11 protein-coding genes are annotated in these 13,453 nt (G+C 64.2%); 5 read left to right on the forward strand and 6 right to left on the reverse strand.

The window, feature by feature from the left end:
- The first annotated feature begins 182 nt into the window (after positions 1-182).
- On the forward strand, positions 183-2,450 hold the full coding sequence (locus IGS58_RS10265; protein WP_230521273.1) for an OPT family oligopeptide transporter: 2,268 nt from the start codon (positions 183-185) through the stop codon (positions 2,448-2,450).
- A gap of 55 nt (positions 2,451-2,505) precedes the next feature.
- On the opposite strand, the gene IGS58_RS10270 is transcribed toward IGS58_RS10265, so the two are convergent.
- Together IGS58_RS10270 and IGS58_RS10275 are read right to left on the reverse strand one after the other, a co-directional pair.
- Positions 2,506-3,435 (reverse strand): AAC(3) family N-acetyltransferase, encoded by a 930-nt coding sequence (locus IGS58_RS10270; RefSeq protein ID WP_230521274.1) that lies wholly within the window; start codon positions 3,433-3,435, stop codon positions 2,506-2,508.
- Complete coding sequence (locus IGS58_RS10275) at positions 3,428-4,621, reverse strand: hypothetical protein (protein ID WP_230521275.1); 1,194 nt, start codon at positions 4,619-4,621, stop codon at positions 3,428-3,430. The genes IGS58_RS10270 and IGS58_RS10275 overlap by 8 nt, the downstream gene beginning before the upstream one ends.
- Positions 4,622-4,767: 146 nt before the next feature.
- On the opposite strand from IGS58_RS10275, the gene IGS58_RS10280 reads away from it, so the two are divergent.
- The gene (locus tag IGS58_RS10280) at positions 4,768-4,995 is read left to right on the forward strand and encodes a hypothetical protein (RefSeq protein ID WP_034755374.1); all 228 of its coding nucleotides are present in this window, start codon (positions 4,768-4,770) and stop codon (positions 4,993-4,995) included.
- A gap of 9 nt (positions 4,996-5,004) precedes the next feature.
- Here IGS58_RS10280 and IGS58_RS10285 read toward each other — a convergent pair whose 3' ends face one another.
- From IGS58_RS10285 to IGS58_RS10300, 4 genes are all read right to left on the reverse strand, one after another.
- The gene (locus IGS58_RS10285; protein ID WP_230521276.1) at positions 5,005-5,385 is read right to left on the reverse strand and encodes a hypothetical protein; all 381 of its coding nucleotides are present in this window, start codon (positions 5,383-5,385) and stop codon (positions 5,005-5,007) included.
- A gap of 13 nt (positions 5,386-5,398) precedes the next feature.
- Entirely contained in the window at positions 5,399-7,102 is a 1,704-nt protein-coding gene (locus tag IGS58_RS10290; protein ID WP_230521277.1) for a hypothetical protein, read from the reverse strand.
- Between the two features lie 12 nt (positions 7,103-7,114).
- Positions 7,115-7,807: a UPF0149 family protein gene (locus tag IGS58_RS10295; protein WP_230521278.1), complete on the reverse strand. Its 693-nt coding sequence runs from the start codon at positions 7,805-7,807 to the stop codon at positions 7,115-7,117.
- Positions 7,808-7,937: 130 nt separating this feature from the next.
- Entirely contained in the window at positions 7,938-9,443 is a 1,506-nt protein-coding gene (locus IGS58_RS10300) for a peptide MFS transporter (protein ID WP_034782952.1), read from the reverse strand.
- Positions 9,444-9,754: 311 nt separating this feature from the next.
- Here IGS58_RS10300 and ppnN point away from each other — a divergent pair, with 311 nt between their 5' ends.
- The 3 genes from ppnN (at position 9,755) to IGS58_RS10315 (ending at position 13,412) form a co-directional block, all read left to right on the forward strand.
- On the forward strand, positions 9,755-11,125 hold the full coding sequence (gene ppnN / locus IGS58_RS10305; protein WP_034782951.1) for a nucleotide 5'-monophosphate nucleosidase PpnN: 1,371 nt from the start codon (positions 9,755-9,757) through the stop codon (positions 11,123-11,125).
- 203 nt (positions 11,126-11,328) lie between these two features.
- Positions 11,329-12,396, forward strand: coding sequence for a LacI family DNA-binding transcriptional regulator (locus IGS58_RS10310; protein WP_099393946.1), 1,068 nt, complete (start codon positions 11,329-11,331; stop codon positions 12,394-12,396).
- A 209-nt stretch (positions 12,397-12,605) separates the two neighbouring features.
- Positions 12,606-13,412: a transporter substrate-binding domain-containing protein gene (locus IGS58_RS10315; protein ID WP_070254175.1), complete on the forward strand. Its 807-nt coding sequence runs from the start codon at positions 12,606-12,608 to the stop codon at positions 13,410-13,412.
- Positions 13,413-13,453 lie beyond the last annotated feature (41 nt).

Here is a 13,453-nt window from a genome sequence, read left to right on the forward strand (position 1 = left end):
GTGGCAGCGATTATAGACCAATGCGCCGGCGCTTCCCGTGCGGGCAGGGCGGCGGGCGGGCATCGGGGACCGGGAGCAAAAAACCTTTTCATCGAAACGCGGCTGTGCGATAGTCTCGGCTTCAAGAAAATAGCCCGGACGTCGATCCGGGCTGTTTATTTTTAAAAATTAAGGAAATATCCATGGCAAAAGATGCAACACCGAGCGTCGTGAAGCCCTACATCCCGGCCGATGCGAAGCTGCCCGAGATGACCTTCCGAGCGCTGTTCATGGGCGTCATCCTGGGGATGGTCTTTGGCGCCTCCTCGCTGTACCTGGTGCTGAAAGTGGGCCTGACCGTCAGCGCCTCGATTCCCGTCGCCGTGATCGCCATCACCCTGTTCGGCCTGGCCAAGAAGGTGGGCGGCAAGGATTCGTCGATCCTGGAAAACAGCATCACGCAAACGGCCGGTTCTGCCGGCGAATCGCTGGCCTTCGGCCTGGGCGTGACCATGCCCGCCATCCTGATCCTCGGCTTCGACCTGGAAATCTCGCGCGTCATGCTGGTCGGTATCCTCGGCGGCCTGCTGGGCATCCTGATGATGATCCCCATGCGCCGCACCATGATCGTCGACCAGCACAAGGAACTCAAATTCCCCGAAGGCACGGCGTGCGCCGAGGTGCTGAAGGCGGCCGCCACGGAAGAATCGCGCATCGCCGCCGGCGAAAGCATCGAGAAGGATTCGGCTGCCGCGCTGGACGCCAAGCGCCGCGCCAAGATCATCTTCGGCGGTTTTGCCGTCGGCTTGCTGTATAAAGTCTTCAATATCTCGTTCAAGGGCTGGAAGGATACGCCGGGCGTGGAATTTGCCGCGCCGCTGAAGGGCGGCTCCATCGGCGCCGAGATCTCGCCCGAGCTCCTGGGCGTGGGCTACATCATCGGCCCGCGCATCGCCGCCACCATGGCGGCCGGCGGCGTGCTGTCGTACCTGCTCCTGATCCCGATGATCAAGTTCTTCGGCGACAGCCTGACCACCGTGCTTTCGCCAGGCACCAAGTTGATCAGCGAAATGGGCGCCGACGACGTGCGCAGCGCCTACGTGCTGTACATCGGCGCGGGCGCCGTGGCTGCCGGCGGCCTGATTTCGCTGGTGCGCGCCATGCCCATGATCTGGCGCAGCCTGTCGGCCGGCCTGAAGGGCATTGGCAAGGGCGTCAAGATCAATTCCACCTTGCGCACGGACCAGGATATCCCCCTGAAATGGGTCATCATCGGCTGCTTGTCCATCATCGCCGTGATCACTTTCGCCACGCCGCTGCACATGAATTTCCTCGGCGCGCTGCTGATCCTCGTCTTCGGCTTCCTGTTCGCCACCGTGTCGTCGCGCCTGACGGGCGAAATCGGCTCGTCGTCGAACCCGATCTCCGGCATGGCCGTGGCCACCTTGCTGTTCACCTGTCTGATCTTCCTGATCATGGGCTGGACGGGCGGGCGTTACTATGTGACGGCCCTGTCGGTGGGCGCCATCGTCTGTATCGCCGCCAGCAATGCGGGCACCACCTCGCAAGACTTGAAAACGGGCTACCTGGTGGGCGCCACGCCGCGCCTGCAGCAGTACGCGATTCTGGCGGGCGCGCTGTCGTCGGCCCTGATCCTGGGCCCGATTTTGCTGAAACTGAACGAAGCGAGCACCGTCTACGTGCCGGCGGCGCAAGTGGCGCCTGGCCTGACGGTCGATGCGTCGAAGCTGACGGTGACGGGCGAACTGCATGGCCCGCAAGCCGAGACGGACCACAACACGTATAAAGTCTGGCAAAAGACGGACACCGTGGGCGGCCCGGCCGGCAAGTATTTTGTCAAGGAAGACGGCCAGCTGGCGTACCTGGTCGATCCGGGCATCAATGGCCATTACAGCAAGCGCCCTGACGGTTCGGAAGTGAAGAAATATGATGCGCCTAAGGCCGTGCTGATGTCCTACATCATCAAGGGCATCCTCGACCAGCAGCTGCCGTGGACCCTGGTGCTGTTCGGCGTGATGATCGCCGTGGTGCTGGAAATGGCCGGCATCCCGTCGCTGGCGTTTTCCGTGGGCGTGTACCTGCCGCTGTCGTCCACCCTGCCGATCTTCGTCGGCGGCCTGGTGCGCTGGCTGGCGGACCGCCGCAACAACAAGCTGGAACACAACGCGAAACTGAACGAGGAAGAGCGCCAGCTGGCGGGCGACCGCAGTTCGGGCGTGCTGCTCGCTTCCGGCTACATCGCTGGCGGTGCGCTGGCTGGCATCATCATCGCGATCACGGCCGGCGTGCTGACGCACTTCGACCAGATGATGGCCGACTGGGCCGAGCACGGCAACCCGTTCTACGCGGGCCTGCACTCGGACGCGCTGTCCCTGCTGCCGTATGCGGCCATCATCGTGCTGCTGTATATCGTGGCGCGCGAGAAGAAAGCGGGCAGTTCGCAGGCTTGATGTTGTAGCCAACCCAAGGAAAACCGCCCGGCGTCATGACGATCCGGGCGGTTTTTTATGCGCGCCCGATGGGCCGCGCCGCCAGTTGCGCCGCGCTCGCGTAGATCGTCACGTGTTCAATGGCCAGCCGGTGCAGGTGCGCATAGAACGCCTGCGCCGGAATGCACCACGACGCAGCATCGCCCACTTGCCCGTTGACGCGCAGGCCGGCGGCATCAAATTCCCGGTGAAAGTAATCACGCAGGTCGCCGCGGCCGGGCTGGTCGATGCGGCGCTGCGCGACTGCCGGCTCGAAAGGGCGCACGGGCACTTCCCAGCGACGGCCCGCGTGGTCCAGGCAAGCCAGCAGCTTTGTATCGTCTTCCCATACGGGCACGGGAAAGGCGTCGCCCATGGCGTCTTCCAGCGCGTGATAGAACGTCACCGGTCCCATGGAAATGCCGAGGCCCAGGACTTTTGCGTGGTCGCAGGCGATGAAACGCTGCCAGGGAGAACCCATGCCGAAGATCGAGGGCGCGCGGTGATGCGCCTCGGTGAGCTCGGAGGCATGGCGGCCCCACGCGGACACGGAGTGGGTTGGGTGGATGCTGCGATGGATCGCATCGCTGGCCAGGAAGGCTTCCGGCAAGCGCCCCATGTGCGTGCCATGGCGGCGCGGGTCGAATACATAGCCTGGCATGGCGCAGGCGGCGCGCAGCGTGCCGCCCGGCAGATAGTAGGTGGGCAGCAGCAGGGTGCCTTGCGGGCCGACGGCGTCCTGCAGGGCGCCTATCACGGCCAGCGCGCCGCCTTCCACGTAGCCGAGGCTTTTCAGCGATGAATGCACGAACAGCGTATCGCCTGGCGCCACGCCGAGCCGCGCCAGGCCGGCGGCCAACCCCGGGCGCGTCACGTGGGGCGCGCTGTGGCGCACATGCCGGGCGCTGGCGGCGCGGCGCCATGCTTCCAGCGCGGCGTGGATGGCGTTTCTTGCATGTTCAAGCATCGCCGATGTCCATTTCCAGCAGGTTGGCATCGATGCAGAATTTGGCGGCCCAGTTCAGGTAAGCCCAGGTACCGTAATCGCCATCGACGGGAAACGAGCCCTTGACGCCGCCGCGCGCGTGCGCGGGACCGTCGATGCTGACCGAGCGCCGCACGAAACTATTCAGGCGGCGCGCCGCATCGAGGTAGCGCCGTTCGCCCGTGATCTGGTACAGCAGGAACAGACAATGCGCGTTTTGCGCGGAACCCGTGAGGCAGGCGTAGCTAGCCCCTGGCTGGAAGTCGGGACCGAGGCGGCCGGCCAGGTGGCCGTCGGCCGCCACGGCCCTGGCGACGCTCGTTCCGGTGCGCGCGGCGGCGTCCAGCAGGTCGGCGCGCGCCGAAAAGCGGTGCGCTTCGAGCAGGCCGCGCAAGGCGTAGCCGATGGTATGGGTCAGGGGCAGCAGCGGGTTGTCCAGGCAATTCGAGGCGAACCAGCCGTTGGGACGCTGTTTGGTCAGCGCCCAGTCGACCTGGCGCAGGCCGGCCGCACCATAACCGTGGCCCGGCGCGACGCGGTCCGCTTCGAACAGTCCCCACGCCACGTGCGTTTCATAGGCCTTGTCGCCGGCGCTGGCGAACGGGGTCGGATGCCGGCGCCAGCAGCCATCGGCATCCTGGCTGTCGCGCAGCCACCTTGCCGCGCGGTGCATGGCGTCCTGGTATGCCGCGCCGTACGCTTGCACGCCGGCGGCCAGGCCAAGCAGGATCTGGCCCGTGTTGAAGGTGACGGGCACGCGCGGCGTGGAATCGATCTTCCCGCCCTGGTAACCGCCTTCCGGGAACTGGATGGCCACGCACCAGTCGAGCATACGCCGCGCGCGTCCGTGCAGCGCATCATCCCCACCCTCGTCGCCCGTGCGCTGCGCCAGGGCGATGAGGGTGGGGATGATGTAGCCGGTGGTTTCCGGGTAGGAGCTCGACCAGCCTGTCAGCAGGCTGTAGTCGCGCGCGACGCCGCCGTCGTTTGATCTGGAATTGTCCTGCGCTGCGCATAGCCAGGCCGTGCAGGCCTTGACGACGGCTTGCGGGCCGGGGTCGAAGGCAGGCAAGCCGCGCCGGTCCGACAGGCGCTCCATGCGCGCCGCTGCCGGCAGGCTCGCCTGCGGCGCCAGTGTATTCCGGATCTTCGTGAGCAAGGTGCGCATGGCAGCGATGGCGTGGTGGTTGGCTCCGGCTACTGTAGCGCTGGCAGCTGCTATGCCGATTGACTTGCCGCAAGGTTTTGTCGTCGCATCGCTGCCGCCGGAATTGACGCATAATGGATGCCTCACCACCGTTGACGAGGCCCGCCATGAACAATGTCACGCTTGAGTACTCGGTCGTCACCAATCCCGACTCCTTTGTCGGCTTCAAGTACTACGTCAAGGCGGGACAGGCATTCGATGCCGACGATTTCGCCTATTCCTACAAGCTGAAACGCTCCGACCTGGACCCGGACAGCGTGCTGGCCACGCGCGAGGCGGCGGCGAATCTGCAGCCGGGCGAGTGGCTGACGGTGTCGCATTCGATTGCGGCGTAGCAGGCAGCCCTACGCTGGCGCAAACCAGGCCCGCAATTCATCTTCGGCGCGCTGCGCCGTCTCCCGCGTCAAGGTCAGCACGATGATCTTTTCCTGCGCCGGAAGCTGCCCATCGCTGCCGGCCAGCTCGATGGCTTGCTCGAAGCTCGTGTAGCCGTGGCCGCATTCATGCGGGCATTGCTGCACGATGCGCGCCGCCTTGCCGGCGTTCCTGTCCGCCAGGTTGACGATGGGATTGCCGTCATGGAACGGCTGGCCATTGGCAAACGCGGTGCGCAGATAAGCCGTGCACTGCCCGTCGAGGAAGGCCAGGCGTGCCTGCCACCAGGCCTCTGCCGCCGCATACGCGGCCTGGTCCTCGAGAAAATCGGCAAACAGGAAGTCGTTCATATGGTTTCCTCGGCTAGATGCCGAACACTTTCAATATGGCGTCCGTAAAACCCTCGAACCAGCTGCCCACCTTGCCCGGCTGCTTGCCGTGGCGCGGGGTTTCTTCGTACAGGTAGACGCCGTTGTCGCCGTCGAAGCGGTCGTTGAGCAACGCTTGCTGGCCGCGCAGGTAGGGGATGAAGGTTTCGCTGCGCAGGGTCGAATACAGCACGTCGGTGGTAAAACCCAGGGTGGCGGACTGGCTGATGGAGCGGCCCTGGCCGGCCCGTTCCAGGCGCACGCCGCGGCAGCCGCGCACGATCAGGGTGACGGGGCCGCGAAAGACGATGAAGCGCAGCTGCAGGGTGAGCCAGGCGTGTAGACTGCCCAGGCGCCAGTGGCTGCTGATCGCCAAAGGCTGGCCCGCATCGGTGATCAAACCGACCAGTCCCCGTGGCTGGAACACGAGAGCGCTGCCGGCAGGCAGGTGGACGACGGCCACTTCCAGCAGCGGGTCGTCGCTGGCGGAAATCGTCACGGATGCCGTCGTTTCGCTTTCCAGCCGCGTCAGCGCCACCATGCCGGCGGCCAGGCTGGTGAACGGGAAGCGCCAGTCCAGCAGCCACTGCGTGCGCTTGGTGCTGCTGACGGGCGACGATTGCAGGTATTCGGGATGGATCAGCATCTGCTGCCCAGGTTTTAGCTGTAATGCCTGCGACACGGCGGAGATGCGCGATTCGCCATGCGGCGGCAGGGGCAGGGAGCTGCCATTCAGCTGCAGTTCGCGCGCGATCGACAGCGGCGGCAAACGGGAAGCGACAGGCGCCAGCACGAAGTAAAAGAAAGCCTTGATGGCGACGGGCAGCAGGATGGCCGACAGCACCAGCAGGGCGGCCGTGGGCGCCACGTCCAAGACGGGGGCGCGCCAGCGGGCGATCCAGTTGCGCGCCAGTTGTCCTTCGCCCGCTGCGATGGCCTTTTGCACGGGCGCCAGCGCGCCGGCCAGCGCTGGCTCGTCGATGGCAAATGGGGCGGGGCGGGCGGCGGTCGTGGCGTTGCCGGTGCGCGCGCGCTGCGCTGTCCAGGCCTGGTAGGCTTGCAGATTGATCTCGCGCAGGCGCTGGCCTTGCGCTTCAAGCAGCGACAGCTGCGCGTAAGCGTCGCTGCCGGGCAGGCGGGCCGCCAGCGGGTGCCGCGCTTCCAGTTCCCGGCGCTGGCGCAGGTTGTGCTGCAGCGCCGCATACGCGCTCACGTGTGCCGCGTGCAGGCGCGCCAGCGTCTGCCGCGCATCTTCGCCGCTCAGGGCCGCTTGCAGGGCGGTCAGATAACGGGCTTCCTGCACCAGTACTTCGATCTCCACGCGGCGCGCGGCTTCCTCCTGCGCGTGCAGGGCCAGTGTGTTCGTATCGGGCAGGGGCAGGGTAAACAGCGATGGCCGCTGCCGCGCGCGCAAGGCCGTCAACTGCGCCTGGACTTGCGCCAGGCGGGCCGTGATGGCCGTTTGTGAGGTTTTTTGCAGGGCGTTGACGCGCGCCGTGGCCGCGGCGGCCAGGCCAGCGCCATGCTTGTCGGCGCCGTCGGCGGCCAGCCTGAGCGCGGCGATGGTCTCGCTGCTGGCGCTGTAGGCGCGCCATTCGGCCAGCAGCAAGCGTCCGGCCAGCAGGATGACGATGAACAGGGCGAACTGCAGCGCGTGGCGCAGCAGGAAGCGCAGGATGGCCGTCAGCAGCTGGCGCAAGCTGGCGTCGCCTTAGCCTTGGCTGGCCGCGCTATCGGCGTCGGCGCAGCATTTCTTGTACTTTTTGCCGCTGCCGCAGTGGCACGGGTCGTTGCGGCCCGTCTTCGGCACTTCGCGCAGGACGGTGGCGCCGGGCTGGCTGTGAGCCTGGCTTTTCAGGTGGCGCTGGCGCGCCCAGGCCGCGTTGATGGCGATCACGGAAGGAATCACGCCATCCATGGCCGTTTCGGCCGCATCGTCATCGAGTTCGCCGGCCGTGGCCAGGTGCTGGAACGGCGCCAGGTATTGCGGGTGGCTGACGGCCAGGGCCGCCCACTGGGGCTTGTCCAGGCTGGTGCCAAGGACAAAACCGGCGCACCAGGCGGGCACGCTCCATTCGGGGCCGCATACGTAGATGGGCTCGAAACTGTCCGGGTCTTTCGCCAGCCATTCGACCATGTAGGCATGGTGGCGCTGCGCCAGGCTGGCCGCCCGTTCGCTGGCTTCGACCTGTGCCGGCAAGGCGCTGCCGGCAGCCTTGTCCCAGACCCAGGGCAGCCATTGTTCCGGTGTGATCGGTTTCGGGCTCAGGGCGACGGCCGTGAGAAAACCTTCCAGCATCGACACGTCCATGGCACGACCGGCCAGCGCAGGCGCGGCCAGCAGGGTGTCGAGTTCGGCGTATTCGTCGTCGGAGAGGGGCGAGGTGGTGGAGATGCTGGACATGGGATTTTTCAGTAATGTGGGTGGATGGCCGCTGGCCCTGGCGGTATTGTACCGCCAGGCAATGCAAAAAACGGCGCCGGAATGAAAAACGGCGGCCCGCAGGCCGCCGTTGTCAGCTATGGCAGAAAACTTACTTCACGCCGTGCATCAGTTTGTTGATCAGCGGTGCGATCAGGAACAGCACGACGCCGGCGCCCAGCAGGGACCAGAAGCCGAAGGTGTAGCCGGACAGTGCCGATTGCACCGACATGCCGCTTTCGCCGCTGACGTGGCTGGCGAAGATGCCCGACAGGTTGTTGCCGATACCGGTCGACAGGAACCAGCCGCCCATGCCCAGGCCGACCAGACGCACTGGCGCCAGCTTGGTGACCATCGACAGGCCGATAGGCGACAGGCACAGCTCGCCGATCGATTGCAGCACGTACACGGTGGCCAGCGTCCAGAACGGGATCTTGTTATCGGCGCCAACCAGGCTCGACAGAGCGAAGATCAGCAAACCGAAGGCCAGGGCATTGCCCAGCAAGCCCAGGCCGAATTTGCGCGGGATCGAAGGATTGACGTTGTGGCGCGCCAGGAAGACCCAGACGGCGGCGATGATCGGCGCGAAGACGATGATGGCGACCGAGTTGACGGTCTGGAAGTAGGCCGTCGGGAAGATCCAGAAGCCCAGGTCGCGGTTGACGATCTTGTCAGCCAGGAAGGTAAACGAGCTGCCTGCCTGTTCGAAGAACATCCAGAACAGGATGTTGAAGACAAAGATCAGCAGCATGGCGATAACGCGGTCACGCGCCACTTTACCGTTGCGTATGCCTTCGATCATCAGCATCACGGCCAGGCCGATGAACAGCGCGGTCAGGACGATTTGCAGCTTTTCAGCGCCGACGGTCAGCAGGAAGTACACGAGCGGGATCACGCACAGGGAGCCGACGGCCACCCAGATGACGCGCATCGGGTTGCCTGCGCCGGCTTCCGGAGCGCCGATGCCCTTCAGGGCGCGGCGGCCGATGGCGAACCATACCAGGCTGATCAGCATGCCGAAACCGGACGCCATGAAGACCATCTTGTACGAAGGCATGGCGCTGGTGCCGAAGATCGACTCGGCCAGCCACTGGGTGAAGACAGGGGCAACCATGGCGCCCATGTTGATACCCATGTAGAAGATCGTGAAGCCACTGTCGCGGCGCGGATCGGCTGTCGTGTACAGCTTGCCGACCATGGTCGAGATGTTTGGCTTGAACATGCCGTTACCGACGATCATGGTGGCCAGGCCCAGGTTGAAGATGTCCTGGTTCGGTACCGAGATGCAGAACAGGCCGGCAGCCATGAAGACGGCGCCCAGCAGGATGGAGCGCTGGTAACCGATGACCCGGTCGGCGATGTAGCCGCCGAACAGGGCGCCGGCGTACACCAGCGCGAGGAAGGAACCATAGGTAAGGTTGGCCGCAGCCTGTCCCGAACCGTCGCCGCCGTGGAACTGGGCAACGATGTACAGTACCAGCGCCCAGCGAACTCCGTAGAACGCGAAGCGTTCCCAGAATTCAGTCATGAACAACATCCACAATGGGCTTGGATGGCCCATAATCTGCTTGAACTCGGGAATAACGGCTTCCTTGTTGGGCGTAGTCGCACCGCTCATGCGGTTCCTCCTGAAAAATTATTATAGTCAATCGATACAACGAACTTATGGAAGCCTGCGGGCGGCGGGGACTCTCATGAAGAACCTCACGCACGGGAATTCCAATAGGCTGGCATTCTAATCTACAAATTGCGCTGAGCGAAGATTTCGATTCGCATTAGCAAGAATGACTGTTTCATATTAGTCAAACCGGTTTGCAGGCAAGGGCGGCCCGGGCGATTTTGCGGCGGCACAGCACAACTTGCCTGACTTGTCGTATATTAAGGCTGCAAGACCTTCGAGCATCGATTTTTAAAGGGATTTTTCGCATTATGGAACACGACGTTATCGATACTCTGGTTTCACCGGAAGGCCGCCTGGACGTGCTCTCCAAGACTGAAGTCAACAAACTGCTCGACACCAGCCAGGGCGGCCTGTACAACACTTTCCGCCGCTGCGCGCTGGCAGTGCTCAATTGCGGCAGCACCATCGACGATGGCCGCGCCCTGCTGGAGCGCTACCAGTCGTTTGAAATCTCCATCATCCAGCGCGAGCGCGGCATCAAGCTCGACATCAAGGGCGCGCCGGCCATCGCCTTTGTCGACGGCAAGATGATCAAGGGCATCCACGAGCACCTGTTTGCCGTGCTGCGCGACATCATCTTCGTCAGCGATGAAGTCACGGGCAACCCGAAATTCGACTTGCAGAGCACGGAAGGCGTGACGGACGCCGTCTTCCACATCCTGCGCAATGCCAACGTGCTGCAAACCCAGCTCAACCCGAACCTGGTCGTGTGCTGGGGCGGCCACTCGATCAACCGCGCCGAATACAATTATTCGAAGGAAGTGGGCTACCAGCTGGGCTTGCGCGGCCTCGATATCTGCACCGGTTGCGGCCCCGGCGCCATGAAGGGCCCCATGAAGGGCGCCACCATCGGCCACGCCAAGCAGCGCCTGCACAATGGCCGCTATCTGGGCATCACCGAGCCGGGCATCATCGCGGCCGAATCGCCGAACCCCATCGTCAATGACCTCGTCATCATGCCGGACATCGAAAAGCGCCTGGAAGCGTTCGTGCGCGCGGGCCACGGCATCGTCGTATTCCCCGGCGGCGCCGGCACGGCCGAAGAGATTTTGTATATCCTCGGCATCCTGCTGCACCCGGACAATGCCGAGATTCCTTTCCCGCTGATCTTCACGGGCCCGGAAACCTCGCGCGAGTACTTCGTGCAGATCAACCAGTTCATCAGCGACACCCTGGGCCCGGAAGCGCAGCAGCGCTACAAGATCATCATCGACGACCCGGAACTGGTGGCGCGCGAAATGCTCGAAGGCATACGCCAGGTGCGCGAATTCCGCAAGGCGCACAGCGACGCGTATTACTTCAATTGGCTGCTGAAGATCGACCACGAATTCCAGAAGCCGTTCCAGCCCACGCATGAAAACATGCGCAACCTGAGCCTGCACAAGAACCAGCCCACGCACTTGCTGGCGGCCCAGCTGCGCCGCGCGTTCTCGGGCGTGGTGGCGGGCAACGTCAAGGATGACGGCATCCGCTCGATCGAAGAGCACGGCAACTTTGAGATCCACGGCGACAAATCCATCGCCGGCCCGATGGACGCGCTGCTCGCTTCCTTCGTGGCGCAGCACCGCATGAAACTGGCGGGCACGGCATACGTGCCTTGCTATACCGTGGTCCAGTAAGTCGTTTTTCAAGCAGCGCCGCCCGCCCCCTGCGTGTGCAAGGGGAGGGCGGCGCCTTTCATCCGCGTTCCCAGCCATGCCCCCATCGTGTTCCTTCGCCGCCACAGGCAATCAAATCGCTTGCGTCATCGATTCGTGGGTGCTATCTTTGGAACCGGTTCCAAAATAAAAATATGCATATCAACAGGCAGTGGAGAGCAACCTTGGATTCAGTACGCGGCAGCAAAAAAACAGTCTCCGGCGAGCCGGCCCGGCCCGTGACCATCGCCCAGGTGGCGCGCGAGGCGGGCGTGTCGAAGACGAGCGTGTCGCGCTTTCTCGGCGGCGAACTCGATGCCCTGTCCGAGAACATCCGCCAGCAGATCACCAGCACCATCGCGCGCCTCGGCTATCAGCCGAACCAGATGGCGCGCGGCCTCAAGCGCGGACGCACGCGCCTGATCGGCATGGTCGTGGCGGACATGCTCAATCCCTACACGGTGGCCGTGCTGCAAGGCGTGGAGGCGGCTTGCCAGCAGCATGGCTATACCTTGATTCTGTGTAATACCGGCAATGACGAACTGCGCGAGCGCCAGTCGCTTGCCGCGCTGCGCTCGTACAGCGTGGAAGGGCTGATCGTCAACACGCAGGGGCGCAATATCGAGTCGTCCGACTTGCAGCAGGCGGGCATGCCCATCGTGCTGGTCGACCGCCGCATCGAAGGCGTCGATTTCGACCTGGTGGGCCTGGACAATGTGCAGGCTGGCCGGCTGGCCACGGCGCATCTGATCGGGCAGGGTTTCGACGCCATCGCCTTTGTCGCGCCGCCCTTGACCGGGGTCAGTTCGCGCCTGATGCGCGCCGACGGTTTCCAGTCCGTGATGGCCGAGCATCCGGGCTGCGTGGGCGAAGTGCTGGCGGTGGACCTGGACGACCGGCCTTCCATCGACGCGCAGGTGCGTCTATGCCTGGCGCAATGGCGCGGCCGCCGCGTGGCGCTGCTGGCATCGAACGGCATGGTCGCGCTGGAACTGGCGCTGATGCTGCAACGCCTTGCATTGCGCATGCCGCAAGACGTGGGCTTGCTGGGCTTTGACGAATTGCCATGGTCGCCGCTGGCTGGCCTGAGCACGATCGAGCAGCAGACCTATGAAATCGGCTTTTCCGCGATGACGTGCATGCTGTCGCGCCTGCAGGGCGATCAGTGCCCGCCGCGCGAGGTGCTGTTGCCAGGCAAGCTGATTGTGCGCAATTCTACCCAGGGTAGCGAAGTGCGCAAGGACGGCGATTGACGGGAAGAGGGCGTTTGCCCTTTTTTTTGGTAAGCAATGGAACCGGTTTCATAAAAGGTGTTTTCACTGGAAAGGGGCATGAATCGGCAAGGCAGGGCAATGGCAGGAGGTTGGTACAACACGGCAAGAGACGATCTGAATCGTCCATTTGACAATATTCCCGGAAGCGCCTCGACGAGGCCGGTACCGGGATCACAGGAGACGGAAACATGAAGATGACCACACTGTTCTATTCGAAAATACTGGCTTGCGCACTGGCAGCCACGTGCGCCCTGGGCGCGGCCGCCGACGCCGGCGCCCAGACGCTTGGCGACCTGATCAAGAAAGGCAAGCTGACCATCGGCGTGGTCAGCGGCACGCCGCCGTTTGGCAGCATCGACGCCAAGGGCGTGCCCGTCGGCTATGACGTCGACGTCGCCAACCTGATCGGCAAATACCTGAACCTGCCCGTGGAAGTGGTGCCCCTGACGGCGCCGTCGCGCGTGCCGTCGCTGGAATCTGGCAAGGTCGATTTTCTCGTGGCGACCCTGGCGCCCACGCCGGAGCGGGCCAAGACACTGATGTTTACCATGCCCTACAGCGCGTTTGAGTTGGCGATCGTCGCGCCGGTCGGCGGTAAACTCAAGGCCCTGGCTGACCTGAAAGGCAAGAAGGTGGGCGTGACGCGCGGCACCACGAATGACACGGCGCTGAGCCGCATGGCGCCGCCCGGCACCAGCATCGTGCGTTTCGAGGATGATGCCACCGTTACCCAGGCCTTGCTCAGCAAGCAGGTCGATGCCGTCTCGATCCCCAGCACGATGGCGCTCGACATCATCAAGACGCGCGGCGCGGGCAAGATCGAGGTCCGCTTCGCCTACTCGCTGCAGCCGAACTCGATGGCGGTGCGCCGCGGCGACTTCGAGCTGCACCAGTGGCTCAACAACTTCATCTACTACGTCAAGCTGAACGGCGAACTCGACGCCATCGCGCGCAAGTGGAGCGGCGCGCCGCTGCCAGCGCTGCCGACCTTCTGATACCGCCACCCGCACAGGGAGAGTGTTTGTCCGCACGGCGC

Source organism: Janthinobacterium sp. EB271-G4-7A (genome assembly GCF_020858075.1).
In the GTDB taxonomy this organism is placed as follows: Bacteria; Pseudomonadota; Gammaproteobacteria; order Burkholderiales; family Burkholderiaceae_D; genus Janthinobacterium; species Janthinobacterium lividum.

Excerpts from the sequence above, each read along its gene's own strand:
- IGS58_RS10265 (WP_230521273.1), top strand. The coding sequence starts at position 183 with ATGGCAAAAGATGCAACACCGAGCGTCGTGAAGCCCTACATCCCGGCC.
- IGS58_RS10270 (WP_230521274.1), bottom strand. The coding sequence starts at position 3,435 with ATGCTTGAACATGCAAGAAACGCCATCCACGCCGCGCTGGAAGCATGG.
- IGS58_RS10275 (WP_230521275.1), bottom strand. The coding sequence starts at position 4,621 with ATGCGCACCTTGCTCACGAAGATCCGGAATACACTGGCGCCGCAGGCG.
- IGS58_RS10280 (WP_034755374.1), top strand. The coding sequence starts at position 4,768 with ATGAACAATGTCACGCTTGAGTACTCGGTCGTCACCAATCCCGACTCC.
- IGS58_RS10285 (WP_230521276.1), bottom strand. The coding sequence starts at position 5,385 with ATGAACGACTTCCTGTTTGCCGATTTTCTCGAGGACCAGGCCGCGTAT.
- IGS58_RS10295 (WP_230521278.1), bottom strand. The coding sequence starts at position 7,807 with ATGTCCAGCATCTCCACCACCTCGCCCCTCTCCGACGACGAATACGCC.
- IGS58_RS10300 (WP_034782952.1), bottom strand. The coding sequence starts at position 9,443 with ATGAGCGGTGCGACTACGCCCAACAAGGAAGCCGTTATTCCCGAGTTC.
- ppnN (WP_034782951.1), top strand. The coding sequence starts at position 9,755 with ATGGAACACGACGTTATCGATACTCTGGTTTCACCGGAAGGCCGCCTG.
- IGS58_RS10315 (WP_070254175.1), top strand. The coding sequence starts at position 12,606 with ATGAAGATGACCACACTGTTCTATTCGAAAATACTGGCTTGCGCACTG.